Raw genomic sequence first — 18,030 nt, forward strand, 5'->3', positions numbered from 1 at the left:
AACCTGTCACCTTTTGCCCACATTGCGCTGGTAAGGGCCAACCCTACGCGACGTCCATGGCGTCCGAATGAGTGCGAGTTCGGGAACAATAATGGCAGACAGAACCCAGCTGAGAGCAGCCGACCACAACGACATCGCCAACGATGATCCGTTCGCGGAACTGACCAGGATCATGGGGTTCGACCCGCGCCAGCCGGTCAAACCGCAAACGCCGGCCCAGCCGAAAGCCGCTGCCGCCGAACCGTCGGTGGATGAGGCCGATTTCGACATCGATCTCGAGAAGGAGTTGATGGGCGAATTCGGCGCCGACGCCAATGACAATGCTTCCCCTGCCGAGCTTCGCGAGCCGACACCCGAACCGGCCGCCGCCGACGAAATGGAGGACGCGCTTGCTGCCTCGTTCGAACAGGATTTCGCGTTCGACGACAGTGCGGTGGATGATGTTGCTCCCGTTGCGGCCGCTCCTGTTGCCGCCGACGAAATTGCCTTCGCCCCCGAAAGGGCGTTCGCTCCCGCTGTCGAGCCCGAGTTCGACGAGGAGTTCGATAACGCCGTCGCCGGCTCGCTCGAAGACGTGTCGCCGTTCGAGGACGACCTTTCGAGTGACGACGAACTTGCCGCCTCGCTCGATCAGGATTTTCGGCACGACGACGATGTGACGGGCAAGATCGGGGCGACGGGCGAGGACGGACCTAGGGCCGCAGCCGATGCATACGCGCCGGTCGACGAGCCCGCCTTCGACGACGAGCCTGCCTTCGACAATGAGTTCGACAACGCCGTGGCCAACTCGCTCGAAGACGAGCTGATGCTCGAAGAGCATGAGCCGATGGAGCAGGCCGTCGCCGTTGAAACCGCGGCGCAAGCCGCCGAGCCTGCGTTCGATGACGAGTTCGACGATGCCGTTGCAAGCTCGCTCGAAGACGAGCTGATGGTCGACGAGCATGAGCCGGCGGAAACCGTCGCCGCCCCGGCATCGCCGGTTGAGGCGGTTTCGGACGATGAGAATTTTGCCGGCCATTTCGATGATGCCATGGCCGATGTCGACATGGACTTAGACGTTCGCCCGAACGAGCCTGCCGAAATCGAAGAACCAGAGGCCGCCCGGCTTTCCGGCACGGCTGCTGAAGCGGCGTTCGACGACCATTTCGATCTGAGCCTCGACGATGCGCTTGCGGAGGACGTCGAAGAGCCCGTGGCGCAGGTTGCGGCCGAACCAGTGGCGCCGGCCGCTGTCGTCCCGACAGCCCCAGTGGCTGAGGAACGCAGCCTGGAAGACGAGCTGAACGCGCTGCTGGGTGCAATGAGCACACGGCCGGCACAAGCGGCCAACGAACCTCAGACAAGCCAGCAGCCTGCCCAGAAGCCTGTGATGGCTGCTGCTCAGCAGCCCGTGGCGCCCGCAATTCAGGAGCCAGCAGTGGCTGCTGAACAGCCCATGGTGGCGGCTGAAGACGTCACCAACGAACCGGTGCATCCTGTCGACGAGCTGGATTGGGAACTCGACGAGCACGAGCCCGCTGAGCCGCAGCAGTCCAGTGCCGCCGATGACGCCGATCTTGGCAGTGTCCTCTTGGATGAGCTTGAAGGCGAGGATTTCGGCGCTGAAGCCGCTGCCGGACCTGCGGATGATTTGGACAACGATGCGCTCGATGCCGACTTCGCCAGGAATATCGGCCTGGATCATGACTCGGCCGACAAGAGTGCCGCAGCTGCTTCCGAAGAAGATCCGCTCGATGCGCTGAACTGGCTGACGACACGCGCCACGCCGCCCGAGCCGGCCCGCTCGTGGAGCCGCGTGACGCCGGTCGCCCAGCCTCAGCCCGCTTTTGCAAGCCAGCCGGTGGCTTCGGCGCGTCCGGCACCACCGCCGCAGCCGGCTGCAACGCCGTCCTATCGGGCCGCACCGGTCGAAGAGGCGCCGTCCTATGAAGGCCAGGCATCCCGTGAAGAGAGGCCGTCCTATGAAGATCGGCCCGCCTACACGGAAGCTGCACCAACTTCGCATCAACAACCTTCCGCCTATGACGAGATGCCCGATGTCGAGACGGTCGACGTGCCCGAGCGCGTCGTGGCGCTGGCGGACGATCTCGATATTCCGGAGCTCAATTTCGACGATGACGAGCCGGTGGCGCCCGCCTACGACGATCTTGATGCCGATTTTGCCAGCCTTCTCACCGAAATGAATGCCACGGATATAGCGCCTGCCCCGGTGCGCAGTGCTGGCTATGACGATGAATACGATGCCGGCTTCGCGTCTGGCTATAAGCAAGATCGTGGCGAGACGCGCGGCTATGGCGCCAAGCCTGCGGAGGCCCCCGTCAGCGCGGCGGCCGCTTCCTATGCCGATGCAGCGGACGGTTTCGATCTGGGCCCATTGCCCAGTGGCCAGCCGGTTTCGCAAGCCGACGATTTCACCTTCGATGAGCTCGACTACGATCCCGAACTGGACGACGAGATGTCGGTCCCGGGCCTCGCCGAACGCGAGGCCGAAAGGCGGCCGCGCAGGCGCGGGCTGCTGATAGGAGCGATAGTCGGCGCGGTGGCGATCGCCGGAGGCCTTGGCGCCTTTGCGTTGACCCTCGGCGGCAAGAGCGACGGCGATGCGCCGGTTATCGTCAAGGCCGACAACAGGCCGATCAAGATCAAGCCGGAAAATCCAGGCGGCGCCGTCGTGCCGAACCAGGACAACAAGGTCTATGACGCTGTGGTCAAGGGCGCCAAGCCCGCCGAGCCCGTTCAGCAGAAGCTGGTCACCAACACCGAAGAGCCTGTGGACCTGAAAGCCAACGAACCGGAGAGCCGCGTCGTCGATCTTTCGCCCAATGACCCCGACGCCGCGGACGATCTCGACGCGCCCGGCACAGTGGCGTCCGACACCAACGCCTCTGGTATCAACGCGCCTGATACCAACGCGCCTGACACCGATGCGCTTGGCGCCAATGCCGCTGGCGGTACCGAAACTGCCGCCGCACCGGCGCCCAAGTCCGAGGATCGCATCGCGCAGGTTCTGCAGGAGGCCGAGAAGGGTGCCAACCCCGAGATCGTCGCCGTTGCGCCGCGCAAGGTACGGACCATGGTCGTGAAACCTGACGGCTCGCTGGTGGCGCGCGAGGATCCGGCGCCTGCCGCCCCGCAGATGGCTGCTGCCGAGCCGGCAGATCCGGCGCCGCAGCACGTGGCTCCGTCGGCCCAGGCCGACGCCGCCGCGCAGACTGGCACCGTGCCCCTGATCGAGCAGATGACAAGTGATCCGAAGATTGGCGATCAGAAGATTGGTGACCAGCCGAGTGGCGATCAGGCGAGTGGCGATCAGGCCGAAACCACCAAGCTGCAGCCGGCGCCCAAGCCCGACACCAAGGCCGAAGCCAAGGCCCAGCCCTCAGCCAGCAAGCAGTCCGCCAACACCCCGGCCACGGTCCCAGTGGCGCCGCAGCGTCCGTCCGACCAGCCGGTCGACGTAGTCGGCGAAGTCAAGCCCGATCAGGTTGCTTCCATCGATCCGGCCGCGGCCGGCGCTGGTTCGTGGTCGATACAGATCGCTTCGCAGCCGACAGTCGAAAGCGCCCAGTCGACTTATCAGGATCTGCAGCGCCGCTACGGCAGCGTGCTTTCCGGCCGCACCGCCAACATCGTCAAGGCCGAAATTGCCGGCAAGGGCACCTTCTACCGCGTCCGCGTTCCAGCGCAGTCGCGCAACGAGGCGATCAAACTGTGCACCAGCTACAAGGCTGCCGGCGGCAATTGCTTCGTGTCCCACTAGCGGCACCAAAAACCTCTCGAAAAGCCGGCGCTCGCGCCGGCTTTTTTGCGTGAACGGAAATCCCTGGAGGCAATTGCGGGCGATTCCCTTTGTCGGCGCGAAGCTCTAAACTGTTCCGCATGACCGAATCAAAATCCATGATCCTCGGCTGCGCCGGGAAATCACTGACCCGCGACGAGATCCGTTTCTACCGCAACGAATGCCCGTGGGGTTTCATCCTGTTTGCGCGCAATATCGGCGAGACCGAGCAGATCCGCGATCTGGTCGCCGCCATGCGCGACTGCGTCGGGCGCGCGGATGCGCCGGTATTCATTGACCAGGAGGGCGGCCGGGTGCAGCGCCTGCGGCCGCCGCTGGCGCCGAACTATCCGGCTGCCGGCGCACTCGGCGCCTTGTGGCGCGACGACCATGACGCCGGCACCCGTGCCGCCTGGCTGATGGCGCGGCTGCATGCCTTCGATCTGCTGCGCTACGGCATCACGGCGGATTGCCTGCCGGTGCTCGACGTGCCGATCGAGGGCGCCAGCGACGTCATCGGCGCACGCGCCTATGGCAAGGAGCCGCGCGCCGTCATCGAATTGGGTCGCGCCGCGGCGGAAGGCCTGATGGCGGGCGGCGTGCTGCCGGTGATGAAGCATATTCCCGGCCATGGAAGGGCCTTCGCCGACACGCATTTCGAACTGCCGACCGTCGACGCCTCGATCGGCGACCTGCAGCGGCATGATTTTGCGCCGTTCAGGGAGCTCAACCATTTGCCGATGGCGATGACGGCGCATGTCGTCTATAGCGCGATCGACCCGAAGAACCCGGCCACGACATCCGGCAAGGTCATCGAAAAGATCATCCGCGGCGAAATCGGCTTCGACGGTCTGTTGATGAGCGACGACACCTCGATGAAGGCACTTTCTGGGGATTTCCCGTCAAAGGCGGCCGCTATCCTTGCGGCGGGCTGCGATCTGGTCCTTCACTGCAACGGCGTGTTTGAGGAGATGGCCGGCATTGCATCGCGAACGACCGGACTTGAAGGCAAGTCGTTTGACCGCGCGGAGCGGGCGCTGACCTATATCAGGAACCGTGACGTAGCGGACGAGACCGAGATTCGGGCCGAATTTGCCAGTTATTTCGACGCGGTGGCCTAGCATCAAAGGAAGCGAAGTGGCGGAAACATTGGACCTGAAGGCCGGCAAGGCCGCACCGATGGACCGTCTGTGGGCCGAGAACGATGATTCCCGGCTGACCGGCGATCCCGCTTTGGTCGTCGACGTGGCCGGTTTCGAAGGTCCGCTCGATCTTCTGCTGCATCTTGCCCGCAACCAGAAGGTCGACCTGTCGCGCATCTCGATCCTGGCGCTGGCCGAACAGTATCTGGCCTTCGTCGAGAAGGTGAGGGCGCTGCGGCTGGAGCTTGCCGCCGACTATCTGGTGATGGCGGCATGGCTGGCCTTCCTCAAGTCGAAGCTCCTGATCCCCAAGCAGCCCGGCGACGAAGGCGAAAGCGGCGAGGAACTGGCGGCAGTGCTGCAGTTCCGGCTGAAGCGGCTGGAGGCGATGCGCGACGCGGCGGCACGGCTGGTCAACCGCAACCGGCTCGGACGCGACGTGTTTGCGCGCGGCATGCCGGAAATGGTCATCATCGAGAAGCGAAATGCCTATTCGGCCTCGCTCTACGATTTGTTGACCGCCTATGCCCAGCAGCGCCAAAAGCAGGCGATCACCAATGTGACGATCGCCAGGCGCGGCGTGTGGTCGCTCAAGGATGCGCGCGACGTGCTGATCAGGCTGATCGGGTCGCTGCGCGACTGGACGGCGCTCGACAGTTTCCTGGTCGAATATCTGGCCGGCCCGGAAGAGCGGCGCACCGCTGTCGCCAGCTCGTTTGCCGCAACGCTGGAACTGGTGCGCGAAGGCAAGATGGAGATGCGGCAGGACCAGGTGTTCGCGCCGCTTTATCTGCGCGGCCGCGCTCAAGCCATCAAGATAGTCGAGGTGACACCATGAGCGAACGCGCCAACGCTTCGGTCATTCCGTTCAAGGTCGACGACGACGCCGAGCAAGGCGCGGTTGCCGAGAACCCGGCACAAAACCAGGGGCAGAATTTGTCGCAGAATCCCGGCGAGCGGCTGCATATGGCGGAGGCCGTACGGATGGCCGAGGCGATCGTATTCGCCAGCGCCGAGCCGGTCAGCGAAAAACAGCTCACTTCGCGGCTGCCCGACGGCATCAACATTGCCGCGGCGATGGCCGAACTGCAGCAGATCTATGCGCGGCGCGGCGTCAATCTGGTGCGCGTCGGCGATGCCTGGGCCTTCCGCACCGCCGGCGACCTCGCCTTCCTGATGAGCCGCGACACGGTGCAGCAGCGCAAGCTGTCCCGCGCTGCCCTCGAAGTGCTGGCGATCATCGCCTACCACCAGCCGGTGACGCGCGCCGAGATCGAGGACATCCGCGGCGTCGAGACGTCAAAGGGGACGCTCGACACGCTGATGGAGACGGAATGGGTGAGAATGCGCGGCCGGCGCCGCACGCCCGGCCGTCCCGTCACCTACGGCACGACGGACATTTTTCTCGACCATTTCGCACTGGAGGAGATCCGCGATCTCCCCGGCATGGAGGAATTGAAGGGTGCAGGATTGCTGTCCGGCCGCATGCCGTCGAATTTCTCGGTGCCGCTGCCGCCGGCCGACCCCGATGCGCTCACCGACGACGAGGATCCGCTGACCGACATCGACCTCGAGGAACTCGGCCTTTTGACGCCGCGCGTCACGGACGATTGAGCCGAGCGCCATCTTTAAGCCACAGCCAGGATGGAACTGCGCCGATTGGTAGCGGGCCGCCGTGCCGAAAGTGCGTGACTTCGGCCACTCATTCATGAACTCTGTCGCAGTTCTGTTTGAATCCGAACCCGAAAGCGCATAGATCAGCGTCTGGGAAACCGTTCGAGAGAGATTTGCTATGGGTTCATTTTCGATTTGGCACTGGATGATCGTTCTGGTGATCGTGCTGCTGGTCTTCGGCCGCGGCAAGATCCCCGAGCTGATGGGCGACATGGCCAAGGGCATCAAGAGCTTCAAGAAGGGCATGGCCGACGACGAGACTGCCGAGGACAAGCGCACCGTCGAACACCGTTCCGACGAGACCGTGTCGGTACCGAAGGAAAAGGCCAGCAAAAGCTGAGCCCAAAACTTTGGTTGGCCAAAACTTGAGTCGGCCTGAAACTTGAGTCGGAACGTATAGCCATGTTCGAAGTCGGCTGGACCGAGATGCTGGTGATCGCGATCGTCATGATCGTGGTCGTCGGGCCCAAGGATTTGCCCAACATGCTGCGCACCTTCGGCCGCACAACGGCGAAGCTGCGCGCCATGGCGTCGGATTTCCAGCGGCAGTTCAACGACGCACTGAAGGAAGCCGAACTCGACGACGTCAAGAAGTCGGTCGATTCGCTGAGAAGCCTCAATCCGGCAGCCGAGATCAGGAAGCAGCTCAATCCATTCGAGCAGGCCGCCGCCGACGTCCGTTCCGGCGTCGATGCCGTGATGAAACCCAAGCCGGCGGTCGAGGCCGCCTCGACAGAGCAGGCAGCCGAGCCGCTGAAGAACGGCGCGACGACGATGCCGGGCGTCAGCCCGCCGGAGCCGACGCCGGCCACGCCGATCTTTCCGGCGATGACGGACGAGTCCGTCGTGGCGCCGGCAGTAGAGGCGCAAACGACTGCAGCGGCCGTGCCGCAAAAAGCGCCGGCGGCAAAGAAGAAGCCGGCGCCCGCGAAAGCCGCGGCTGCCGTGCCGGCCAAGCCGGCAAAGGCCGCTGCGCCAAAGGTCGCCACAAAAGCTGAGCCGAAAGCGCAGTCATCAGCAGCGAAGAAGCCGGCGGCAGCAGCGAAGAAGCCTGCGGCAGCAACGAAGAAGCCGGCCGCCACGAAAACGGCGGGAGCCGCCAAGTGAGCACTTCGGACACGGAAAAGGACGAGATCGAAAAATCGTCGGCTCCGCTGATGGAGCACCTGATCGAGTTGCGCCGGCGGCTGATGTGGTCGATCGGCGGTTTTTTCGTTGCTTTTCTTGTGTGCTTCTTCTTCGCCAAGAAGCTGTTCAACCTGTTGGTGATCCCGTTCAGATGGGCGACCCAATGGGCCGGGCTCGATCCGCACAAGGTCGAGCTGATCTATACGGCGCCGCAGGAGTTCTTCTTTACCCAGGTCAAGCTCGCCATGTTCGGCGGCATGGTCATCGCTTTTCCGTTGATCGCCACGCAGATCTACAAATTCATCGCGCCCGGCCTCTACAAGAACGAGCGCAATGCCTTCCTGCCGTTCCTGATCGCCTCGCCGATCCTGTTTCTGATGGGCGCGTCGCTGGTCTATTTCTTCTTTACGCCGATGGTGATGTGGTTCTTCCTCGCCATGCAGCAGACCGGCACCAACGACCAGGTGCAGATTTCGCTGCTGCCGAAAGTGTCCGAATATCTCAGCCTGATCATGACGCTGATCTTCTCCTTCGGCCTGGTGTTCCAGTTGCCGGTGGTGACAAGCCTGATGACGCGGGTTGGCATGCTGTCGTCGCAAGGGTTGGCCGAGAAGCGCAAATGGGCGATCGTCATCGCCTTCGTCGTGGCGGCGGTGCTGACGCCGCCCGACCCGATGAGCCAGATCGGCCTCGCAATTCCGACGATCCTGCTCTACGAGGTCTCGATCTGGTCGGCTCGCTTGATCGAGCGCAGCAAGGAGCGCGACCGTGTCGCCCGCGAAAAGCAGGACGCCACGGAAGAGGTGGCCGAAAAGCCGGCGGACGCGTCGTCGACGTAGGTGGGGTTACTGGCTGGCATCTTTCTTCCGGCCGCAGCAACTTTGTTCTTGCTTTGTGCCGGCAGCTATGCTACTAATCTGGGTATGGTGCTGATTCGGCGCCGACGACCCGCCCTCTGAGGCGGGTTTTTGTTTCAGGTTCCTTTCGACCAAATGTTGCGAGTGCTGCCTACCTGAGGTCGGCGGGACAGCGCCCCCCTCTGTCCTGCCGGACATCTCCCCCACTTGGGGGGAGATCGGCAGCTTGGGCGACGGCTTGCTTTTTCAGCGCCGGAGATTGGCGAAAGCCGCTATGACGGCCAATCTCCCCACTCGTGGGGGAGATGTCCGGCAGGACAGAGGGGGGCGTGAAGAAACGCCAGGCTTCACATCTTGCATCGATCAGGGATGCGGTTTACGCCCTCTGGTCTTTGTTTTGGGCATTTCGTTGTCCCGAAACCGCTGCGCCGAGGACGAACAGACCATGCTTGACATCAAATGGATTCGCGACAACCCGAAGACCCTTGTAGAGGCGCTTCAGAAGCGCTCGTGGTCGGCCGGGGAGGCGCAGTCCACGGTCGACGATCTGATCGCCGCGGATGAGGCGCGGCGCGAGCATCTGACCGAGCTGCAGACCAGGCAGGAACGCCGCAACGCCGCATCGAAGGAGATCGGCAATGCCATGCGCTCGGGCGATGCCGCCCTTGCCGAACGGCTGAAGGCTGAGGTCGGCGAGATCAAGGCCTTCATCCAGAACGGCGAGGCGCGCGAACGCGAGCTCGACAAGGCGCTGAACGACGCATTGGCGGTGCTGCCCAACGTGCCGTTCGACGATGTGCCGGTCGGCAAGGACGAGCACGACAATGTCGTCAAGCGCGTCGTCGGCAAGGCGCCGACCCGCCCGAACTGGGTGAAGGAGCACTTCGAGATCGGCGAAGCGCTCGGCATGATGGATTTCGAGCGGGCGGCAAAGCTTTCCGGCTCGCGCTTCACCGTGCTGAAGAGCGGGCTGGCGCGGATGGACCGCGCGCTCGGCCAGTTCATGCTGGACCTGCACACGACAGAACATGGCTATGAAGAGATTCAGCCGCCGCTGATGGTACGCGATGAAATTCTGTTTGGCACCGGGCAATTGCCAAAGTTCGAGGAAGATCTCTTCAAGACGGAAGGCGAAGCGCCAAGGGAAGGTACTGTTCATTTTGGTCCTGAGGATGGCGACCCGAACGTGCTTGCTCAGCTTTTCAAAATGGTCGCCAACCGCCAAAAGCGCTCTGACATACAGGCGCTAATTCAGAAGATTTGGCACGGAGACCCAAAACGGCAGCGAGAAGTCGAAGAGCATTTTCTGGGCAGGCGTTCGTTTTGGCTTATCCCCACTGCCGAAGTGCCGCTCACCAACCTTGTCCGCGAGGAAATCACGCCGCACGAAAGACTGCCGCTGCGCTATACTGCGCTGACGCCGTGCTTCCGCTCGGAAGCTGGCTCGGCCGGGCGCGATACGCGCGGCATGCTGCGTCAGCACCAGTTCTACAAGGTCGAGCTGGTGTCGATCACCGACCAAGACTCGTCGATTGCCGAGCACGAGCGCATGACCGAATGCGCCGAGGAGGTGTTGAAGCGGCTCGGCCTGCCGTTCCGCACCATGACGCTGTGCACCGGCGACATGGGCTTTGGCGCGCGCAAGACCTACGATATCGAGGTCTGGCTGCCCGGCCAGAATGCCTATCGTGAGATCTCGTCGTGCTCGGTATGCGGCGACTTCCAGGCGCGGCGCATGGACGCCCGCTACAAGGACAAGGACGGCAAGGGCAATCGCTTCGTCCACACGCTGAACGGTTCGGGCACCGCCGTCGGCCGCGCTCTCATTGCCGTCATCGAAAATTACCAGAATGAGGACGGCAGCGTAACAATTCCTGAAGCGCTTCGGCCTTACATGGGCGGCCTGGAAAAGATCGAATCGAAATAATGCGCATCCTTCTGACCAACGACGACGGCATCCATGCCGAGGGCCTTGCATCGCTCGAACGCATCGCCCGCACGCTGTCAGACGACGTCTGGGTGGTGGCGCCGGAGCAGGACCAGTCCGGCTATGCGCATTCGCTGTCGATCTCGGAACCGCTGCGCCTGAGGAAAATCGGCGAAAAGCACTTTGCCGTGCGCGGCACGCCGACCGATTGCGTCATCATGGGGGTGAAGAAGATCCTGCCCGAACCGCCCGACCTGATCCTGTCCGGCGTCAATTCCGGCGCCAACATCGCCGACGACGTCACCTATTCGGGCACCGTCGCCGGCGCCATGGAAGGCGCGCTGCTCGGCGTGCGCTCGATCGCCATCAGCCAGGCCTATTCCTATGTCGGCGAGGACCGCGTCGTTCCCTATGAGACAACCGAGACGCTGGCGCCGGCGCTGCTTCAAAAGCTCGCCGCCATGCCGTTGCCGGATGGCGTGCTGCTCAACGTCAATTTTCCGAATTGTGCGCCGGGAGAGATCGCCGGAACTGTGGTCACTTCGCAGGGCAAGCTGGTCCACAGCCTGTGGGTCGACGAGCGGCGCGACGGGCGCGGCCTGCCTTACTACTGGCTGCGCTTCGGCCGCGAGCCAGTCGAGGGCAAGCAAGGCAGCGACCTCCATGCCTTGCGCAATCGGCTGGTGTCGGTGACACCGCTGCAGCTCGATCTCACCGCGCATGAAATCCGCGATCAACTGGCCAAGGCGCTCGCATGAACTTGAATCACGCTGCAACGGTCGACGAACGCGAAGGTTTCGCTGCCTTCCTGCTTCGCCTGCGCGGCAGGGGCACGGTGCCGAAGGCGCTGATCGCCGCCTTCGAGGCGACGCCGCGGCGCGGCTTCCTGTCGGCCCACTTCCATTCGATCGCCTGGTCGGACCGCATGCTGCCGATCGAATGCGGCGAGGCCATCGAAGGCGCCGACCTGCAGGCGGCGGTGATCGCGGCACTTGCTATCGAACCAGGCAACCGCGTGCTCGAGATTGGCACCGGGTCTGGCTACACAGCGGCAGTGATGTCGCGGCTTGCCGCGCGGATCGTCACCATCGACCGTTACAAGACGCTGGCCGAACAGGCCCGGCAGCGTCTCGAGGCACTCGCCATCGGCAATGTCATCGTGCGCCAGGCGGACGGTTCCAACGGGCTAGCCAACGAAGCGCCGTTCGACCGCATCGTCGCCTGGGCGGCCTTCGACAGCCTGCCGCGCTTTCTCCTCGACCAATTGTCGAGCGGCGGCATCGTCATCGCGCCGATCGGACCCGACGAGGGCGAGCAGGTGCTGGCCAAGCTGACCAAGGTCGGCAGCCGCTTCGAACGCGAGGATATCGGCCTGGTGCGTCTGCAGCCGATCCTGCGCAGTGTCGCGGCGGTGATTTGATATCCTAACCATCGGCCGCTTGGCGGCAGCCGAAGCCTGGTGCTTCGTCATCCTGGGGCGCAGCGAGGAGCGGAGCGACACAGCGCAGACCCTAGGATCCATGCCACGCCCTTGAGGCGTTGCAAGGGTGCAGAATTCTGCTCCGCCGCATTCTTCGGCCAATGTCACGGAATGGATCCCAGGGTCTCCGCGACGGAGCTTCGCTCCTGCTCCGCCCTAGGATGACGAAGCTGAGAGCCTTCCTCGAAACATTTTAAGAAAATTTGCGTCTGATTCTACAGGTTTAACCGACCGGTAACATTAACGCGCTTTAATCAGGTTCAGTTGTACCGGGTCTGTGCGGGTTAGTGCGATGCAATTCAGTGTTTTGAAGGCAAACGGACGCAATCTGGCGCGTGGCTGCGCCGTCCTCATGATTGCAGGCGCTGCGACGGGGTGTAGTTCCCAGGTGGCGCGGTTCAACAGCGTCGACGACGTGTTCACCGCCTCGACCAACAACCAGCGCGCCATCATCGACAAGCAGGATGCTGCCCAGCCCTATCCGGGCGATGTTGCGGCCGCGCCGATCGACGGCAGCCACACCCAGTCGGTCAGCCGCTCAAGCCTCGAACCGGTTACGGCGCAGCAATTGCCGCCGCCGGCTCCCGCCCTGGCACCCGCCGCTCGCCCGGTGCGTACCGCTGCCGCGCCGGCCCTGGCGCCTGCCGCTCCTCGTGTCGACAGGACGGCAACCGGCACCGTCGCTCCTGCGGCAAGGCCGTTCAAGAACGCCGAGCCCGACGCGCCGCGCGTGGCGACGGCCGCCGGCGCACCGCATGCAACCGAGATCGTCGTCAAGGACGGTGAGACCATTTCCGGCCTGTCGCGGCGCTACGGCGTGCCGGCCGACGCCATCATGAAAGTGAACGGGCTGAGCGCGACCAAAGGGCTGAAGACCGGCCAGAAGCTCGTCATCCCGGCCTATGCGTATTCGAGCAACGGCGCCGCGCCGAAAGTCGCCGACGCCAAGCCCGCGAACGGCACCAGGCACGACCAGCCGGCCGATGCGCCGGAGAAGGTGGCCGTGCTGCCGCAGCAGCCGAAGGTCAGGGAAGGCAAGTCCGCCGCGCAGGTGGATGCCTCGGCTGCCGCAAGCCAGCCGAAGGATGGAAAGGCCGCGCCAAAAACTGCTTCGGCGACGGCCAAGCCGGCCGGAGCCGGCGGCACCTACACGGTTCAGCAAGGCGATACGCTGTCCGCCATCGCCAGGAAGACCGGCGTCGGCGTCGTTGCGCTGAAGCAGGCGAACGGCATGCAGGATGGACTGCTCAAGATCGGCCAGACCCTGAAAGTGCCGGCAGGCGGAACCGCTGTCGTCGCCAGTGCGAAGCCGGCAAAGGTCGATCCGGTGACGACGGCCACCACCCAGCCGCCGGCCAAGGGCACGCCGACGCAGACGCTCGCCTCCTACACGCCGCCGAAGAAGGACGCGAAAGTCATCCAGCAGGCCGAGGACGACGATGCGGTGGCGCCGGATGCAACCGGCATCGGCAAGATGCGCTGGCCGGTGCGCGGCCGCGTGATTTCCAGCTTCGGCGGCGGCAAGGACGGCGTCGACATCGCCGTGCCTGAGGGGACGCCGGTCAAGGCAGCCGAAAACGGTGTCGTCATCTATGCCGGAGACGGCCTCAAGGAATTCGGCAACACAGTGCTGGTGCGTCACGAAAACGGTCTGGTCACCGTCTACGGCCATGCCAGCTCGATCGAGGTGCAGCGCGGCCAGAAGGTCAAGCGCGGCCAGGAAATCGCCCTGTCCGGCATGAGCGGCACCACCGACTCGCCGAAACTGCATTTCGAAGTGCGCAAGAACTCGGCGCCGGTCGATCCGTCGGGTTATCTCGAATAGAGAAAAATCCGATTTTGCGGGCCGCCTGACCTTCAGCCCGCCGAGGAAGTCCGCTCCGCAAGGTGCGGGCTTCTTCTGTTGCCAGTCCTTGAGCGGCTAGTCCTTGAGCGATTTTCCGAGCCGGCCTGCCAGATCCTGGGTGAACTGCCAGGCGACGCGGCCCGAACGGCTGCCGCGGGTCGTCGCCCATTCCAGCGCCTCGGCGCGCAGCGTCTCGGGATCGATGGCCAGATCATGATGGCGGACATAGCCATCGATCATGTCGAGATATTCGTCCTGCGAACATTTGTGGAAGCCAAGCCACAGGCCGAAGCGGTCCGACAGCGAAACCTTCTCCTCGACCGCTTCCGACGGGTTGATCGCGGTCGAGCGCTCATTGTCGATCATGTCGCGCGGCAACAGATGCCGCCGGTTCGAGGTGGCATAGAAGATGACGTTGGCCGGGCGGCCTTCGACGCCGCCTTCAAGTGCTGCCTTCAGCGATTTGTAGGATGTGTCGTCATGGTCGAATGACAGGTCGTCGCAAAACAAGATGAAGCGAAACGGCGCTGCCTTCAGCAGGCCCATCAGCTTCGGCAGCGTGTCGATGTCTTCGCGGTGGATCTCGATAAGCTTGAGCGGCACGTCGGGCTTCGCCGAAGCGTTGACCGAGGCGTGTACCGCCTTGACCAGCGACGATTTGCCCATGCCGCGCGCGCCCCATAACAGCACGTTGTTGGCAGCGTAGCCGGAGGCGAAGCGCTCGGTGTTGTCGACCAATATGTCGCGGACGCGGTCGACGCCGCGGATCAGGCCGATATCGACGCGGTTGACCTTGCGCACCGGTTCCAGATAGCCGGGATCGGCCTGCCAGACGAAGCAATCGGCCTCGCGGAGGTCGGTTTGAGGCACCGGCGGCGGGGCGAGGCGGGCGACCGCCTCGATCAGGCGGTCGAGCTTCTGGTGCAGGATATCGATAGGGCTGTCGGTCATCTCTTGTCTTTTTGTTTCGCGTTTTGTTTCGCGTTCAGGACGGTGCGGTAGGGCAACCTACCTGATTTCAGCGGTTTCGAAACTCGTCCCAAGCATTTGTTCGGGCATGATCTTTTGCGAAAACCGAGCATCGCTTTTCGTGATCACCGTCTAACACGGCTCACCAGGCCGGAAAAGCAGCCGATTTGCCCGGCAGCGCAGTTGCATTGGCAACGTTACCGACTATATTCCGGCCAAATTTGGCGGGGCCGCCTTGCGGCTGTTTTTCAAAGTTCAGGAGTACCTCGATGTTCGTGACACCGGCATACGCCCAAGGCATCGGCGGGGACTCGTCCGCAATGTTTATCCAGATCGTGCCGTTTGCTCTGATTTTCGTGATCATGTATTTTCTGATCATCCGGCCGCAGCGCACGCAGCTGAAGAAGCGCGGCGAGATGCTGGCGGCGGTTCGCCGCGGCGACACCGTCGTCACCGGCGGCGGCTTGGTCGGCAAGGTTACCAAGGTGATCGACGACAACGAGCTCGAGATCGACCTTGGCGGCGGCACCAAGGTGACGGCGCTGCGCTCGACGCTTGCCGACGTGCGCGTCAAGGGCGAGCCGGTGGCGAACCAGAACGCCAAGAAATAACCGAATTGTCGGCGGAACGATCCGCCAGTACGCCCTGACGGACGACGCCATATGCTTTATTTTTCGCGCTTCAAGATGATCCTGATCTGGCTGGCCGTGGCCGCCACAGTGGTCCTCGCTGCGCCCAACCTTTTTTCCGCCAGCACGCTGGCCAAGCTGCCCGACTGGGTGCCGAAGCGGCAGATGACGCTTGGCCTCGACCTGCAGGGCGGCTCGCATATCCTGCTCAGGATGGATCCGAACGATCTGATCAAAGATCGGCTGGAGACGACGCGCGACGAAATCAGGACGCTGCTGCGCGATGCCAAGATCGGCTATACCGGCCTTGCCGGAACGGGCCGCACGGTGCAGGTCCGCATCACCGATCCCGCACAGATCGAGGCTGCCAAGAAGGCGTTGAAGACGTTGACCGATCCGGTGGCGGCCGGCTTGTTCAGCGGCGGCTCGATCCAGGAGATGACGCTGGATGATTCCGAGCCCGGCCTGCTCAAGTTCACCGTCACCGATGCGGGCATCAAATATCGTACTTCGGCAGCGCTGACGCAGTCGATCGAGGTCGTCGGCCGCCGCGTCAATGAACTCGGCACGACCGAGCCGATCGTGCAGCGGCAAGGTGACGACCGCATCCTGGTGCAGGTGCCGGGTCTCCAAGACCCGCAACGGCTGAAGGAAATTCTTGGCCAGACCGCCAAGCTGACCTTCCAGATGGTCGACCAATCGATGCCGGTGCAGGACGCGCTGAACGGCCGTCGGCCGCCGGGATCCTCGGTGCTGTATTCGCAGGACGACCCGCCGGTTCCGTATCTGATCGAGAACCGCGTCATCGTTTCGGGTGAAAACCTCGTCGATGCCCAGGCGACGTTCAACTCCCAGAACAACGAGCCGGTTGTTTCGTTTCGCTTCGATTCGAAAGGGGCGCAGCGGTTCGGCCAGGCGACATCACAGAACGTCGGCAAGCTGTTTGCCATCATCCTCGACAATCAGGTGATTTCGGCACCGCAGATCCGCGAACCGATCCCCGGCGGCACCGGCCAGATATCGGGGAATTTCACCGCTGAGAGCGCCAACGACCTCGCCGTGCTGCTGCGCGCCGGCGCCTTGCCGGCGACGCTGACGGTGATCGAGGAGCGCACGGTGGGCCCTGGCCTCGGACAGGATTCCATTCATGCCGGCAAAGTCGCCGGCATCATCGGTTCGATCCTGGTTGTGGCGTTCATGTTCGTCGCCTACGGCTTCTTCGGCTTCCTCGCCAACATCGCGCTGGCGGTGCATGTGGCGATGATCGTCGGGCTGCTGTCGCTGCTTGGAGCGACGCTGACCTTGCCCGGTATCGCCGGTATCGTGCTGACCATCGGCATGGCGGTCGATTCCAACGTGCTGATCTATGAACGCATCCGCGAGGAGCGACGTGCCGGCCGCTCGGTCATCCAGGCGATCGATACCGGTTTCAGCAAGGCGCTGGCCACAATCGTCGATTCCAACGTCACCTCGCTGATCGCGACCGTGGTGCTGTTCTATCTCGGCACCGGGCCGGTGAAGGGCTTTGCCGTCACCTATGCCATCGGCATCCTGACCACGGTCTTCACCGCCTTCACCTTCACCCGCCTGCTGGTGTCGATCTGGCTTCGCCGGGCCCGTCCGAAGGAGTTGCCGCGGGCGCCTGTGACTTTCGTTCCGCCCGGAACGAAAATTCCGTTCATGGGCATCCGCCGCTGGACATTCACGCTGTCCAGCGTGCTTTCGGTCCTCGCGGTTGTCGGATTCATGACCATCGACATCAATTACGGCATCGATTTCAAGGGCGGCTCACTGATCGAGGTGCAGTCCAAGTCCGGTAATGCCGATCTGGCCGACATCCGCGGCAGGCTGACGGAACTCAATATCGGCGAGGTGCAGGTTCAGCAGTTCGGCGAGCCGAACGACGTGCTGATCCGCGTGGGTACGCAGGAGGGCGGCGAGAATGCCGAGCAGACCGTCATCGACAAGGTGCGCGGCGAACTGCAAGACCAGTACGATTTCCGCCGCGTCGAAGTGGTCGGGCCGACGGTCTCGGGCGAGCTTGCCAAGCAAGGCACCATCGCCATGCTTGTCGCGCTGCTCGGCATCCTGATCTATGTCTGGTTCCGCTTCGAATGGCAGTTCGCGGTCGGCGCCATCGTTGCGACCGTGCATGACGTGGTCATGACGATCGGCTTCTTCGTCATTACCGGCCTGGAATTCAACCAGTCGTCGCTGGCGGCGATCCTCACCATCATCGGTTATTCGCTCAACGATACGATCGTCGTCTATGACCGTGTTCGCGAGGATCTGCGAAAATACAAGCGAATGCCGCTGCCGCAATTGCTGAACAACGCCATCAACGAGACGCTGTCGAGGACGACGCTGACCTCGGTGACGACGATCCTGGCGCTGCTGGCGCTGGTGCTGTTCGGCGGCGAGGTGATCCGCTCGTTCACCATGGCCATGCTGTTTGGCGTCGTGTTCGGCACCTATTCGTCGATCTTTATCGCCGCGCCACTGCTTATCCTGTTCAAGCTGCGGCCGCAGGCCACAGCATCCGATGAGGAAAAGCCGGTGGGCGGCGGCAAAGCCATAGCCACCTGACGGCTTGCCGCAAA

General features: G+C 63.4%; 15 protein-coding genes. 13 read left to right on the plus strand and 2 right to left on the minus strand.

What is annotated here, in order from left to right; translation table 11 throughout:
* Positions 1-91: 91 nt before the first annotated feature.
* The 11 genes from NKH29_RS02305 to NKH29_RS02355 all read left to right on the plus strand — a co-directional run bounded on the left by NKH29_RS02305 (position 92) and on the right by NKH29_RS02355 (position 13,811).
* Positions 92-3,760: an SPOR domain-containing protein gene (locus NKH29_RS02305; protein ID WP_352998913.1), complete on the plus strand. Its 3,669-nt coding sequence runs from the start codon at positions 92-94 to the stop codon at positions 3,758-3,760.
* Positions 3,761-3,879: 119 nt separating this feature from the next.
* A complete protein-coding gene (gene nagZ, locus NKH29_RS02310) occupies positions 3,880-4,899 on the plus strand; it encodes a beta-N-acetylhexosaminidase (protein WP_352814584.1) in 1,020 nt (339 codons plus the stop codon).
* A gap of 58 nt (positions 4,900-4,957) precedes the next feature.
* The gene (locus tag NKH29_RS02315; RefSeq protein ID WP_023720058.1) at positions 4,958-5,758 is read left to right on the plus strand and encodes a segregation and condensation protein A; all 801 of its coding nucleotides are present in this window, start codon (positions 4,958-4,960) and stop codon (positions 5,756-5,758) included.
* Entirely contained in the window at positions 5,755-6,534 is a 780-nt protein-coding gene (gene scpB, locus NKH29_RS02320) for an SMC-Scp complex subunit ScpB (RefSeq protein WP_352998914.1), read from the plus strand. Before NKH29_RS02315 ends, scpB begins: the two co-directional genes overlap by 4 nt.
* A gap of 178 nt (positions 6,535-6,712) precedes the next feature.
* Positions 6,713-6,934 carry a twin-arginine translocase TatA/TatE family subunit gene (locus tag NKH29_RS02325; RefSeq protein ID WP_023678929.1) on the plus strand — a complete coding sequence of 74 codons (222 nt, stop codon included), beginning with the start codon at positions 6,713-6,715 and terminating at the stop codon, positions 6,932-6,934.
* Between the two features lie 62 nt (positions 6,935-6,996).
* Positions 6,997-7,701 carry a Sec-independent protein translocase protein TatB gene (gene tatB / locus NKH29_RS02330; protein ID WP_023720060.1) on the plus strand — a complete coding sequence of 235 codons (705 nt, stop codon included), beginning with the start codon at positions 6,997-6,999 and terminating at the stop codon, positions 7,699-7,701.
* Positions 7,698-8,561: a twin-arginine translocase subunit TatC gene (gene tatC, locus NKH29_RS02335; protein ID WP_023720061.1), complete on the plus strand. Its 864-nt coding sequence runs from the start codon at positions 7,698-7,700 to the stop codon at positions 8,559-8,561. Before tatB ends, tatC begins: the two co-directional genes overlap by 4 nt.
* A gap of 463 nt (positions 8,562-9,024) precedes the next feature.
* Positions 9,025-10,506 (plus strand): serine--tRNA ligase, encoded by a 1,482-nt coding sequence (gene serS, locus NKH29_RS02340; RefSeq protein ID WP_352998915.1) that lies wholly within the window; start codon positions 9,025-9,027, stop codon positions 10,504-10,506.
* Positions 10,506-11,264 (plus strand): 5'/3'-nucleotidase SurE, encoded by a 759-nt coding sequence (gene surE / locus NKH29_RS02345; protein ID WP_352640587.1) that lies wholly within the window; start codon positions 10,506-10,508, stop codon positions 11,262-11,264. Before serS ends, surE begins: the two co-directional genes overlap by 1 nt.
* The gene (locus NKH29_RS02350; RefSeq protein ID WP_352640589.1) at positions 11,261-11,926 is read left to right on the plus strand and encodes a protein-L-isoaspartate(D-aspartate) O-methyltransferase; all 666 of its coding nucleotides are present in this window, start codon (positions 11,261-11,263) and stop codon (positions 11,924-11,926) included. Before surE ends, NKH29_RS02350 begins: the two co-directional genes overlap by 4 nt.
* A gap of 352 nt (positions 11,927-12,278) precedes the next feature.
* Complete coding sequence (locus NKH29_RS02355; protein WP_352482134.1) at positions 12,279-13,811, plus strand: peptidoglycan DD-metalloendopeptidase family protein; 1,533 nt, start codon at positions 12,279-12,281, stop codon at positions 13,809-13,811.
* 96 nt (positions 13,812-13,907) lie between these two features.
* Here the strand turns inward: NKH29_RS02355 and NKH29_RS02360 are convergent, their stop codons facing one another.
* A complete protein-coding gene (locus NKH29_RS02360) occupies positions 13,908-14,783 on the minus strand; it encodes an ATP-binding protein (RefSeq protein WP_023720180.1) in 876 nt (291 codons plus the stop codon).
* Between the two features lie 160 nt (positions 14,784-14,943).
* Positions 14,944-15,165 carry a hypothetical protein gene (locus tag NKH29_RS02365; protein ID WP_210164500.1) on the minus strand — a complete coding sequence of 74 codons (222 nt, stop codon included), beginning with the start codon at positions 15,163-15,165 and terminating at the stop codon, positions 14,944-14,946.
* Here NKH29_RS02365 and yajC point away from each other — a divergent pair.
* Positions 15,071-15,412 (plus strand): preprotein translocase subunit YajC, encoded by a 342-nt coding sequence (yajC, locus tag NKH29_RS02370; protein WP_023678921.1) that lies wholly within the window; start codon positions 15,071-15,073, stop codon positions 15,410-15,412. The genes NKH29_RS02365 and yajC overlap by 95 nt on opposite strands.
* A 51-nt stretch (positions 15,413-15,463) precedes the next feature.
* Positions 15,464-18,016 carry a protein translocase subunit SecDF gene (secDF, locus tag NKH29_RS02375; RefSeq protein WP_352998916.1) on the plus strand — a complete coding sequence of 851 codons (2,553 nt, stop codon included), beginning with the start codon at positions 15,464-15,466 and terminating at the stop codon, positions 18,014-18,016.
* Positions 18,017-18,030 lie beyond the last annotated feature (14 nt).

It is taken from the genome of Mesorhizobium sp. M1295 (genome assembly GCF_040318135.1).
Lineage (GTDB): Bacteria > Pseudomonadota > Alphaproteobacteria > Rhizobiales > Rhizobiaceae > Mesorhizobium.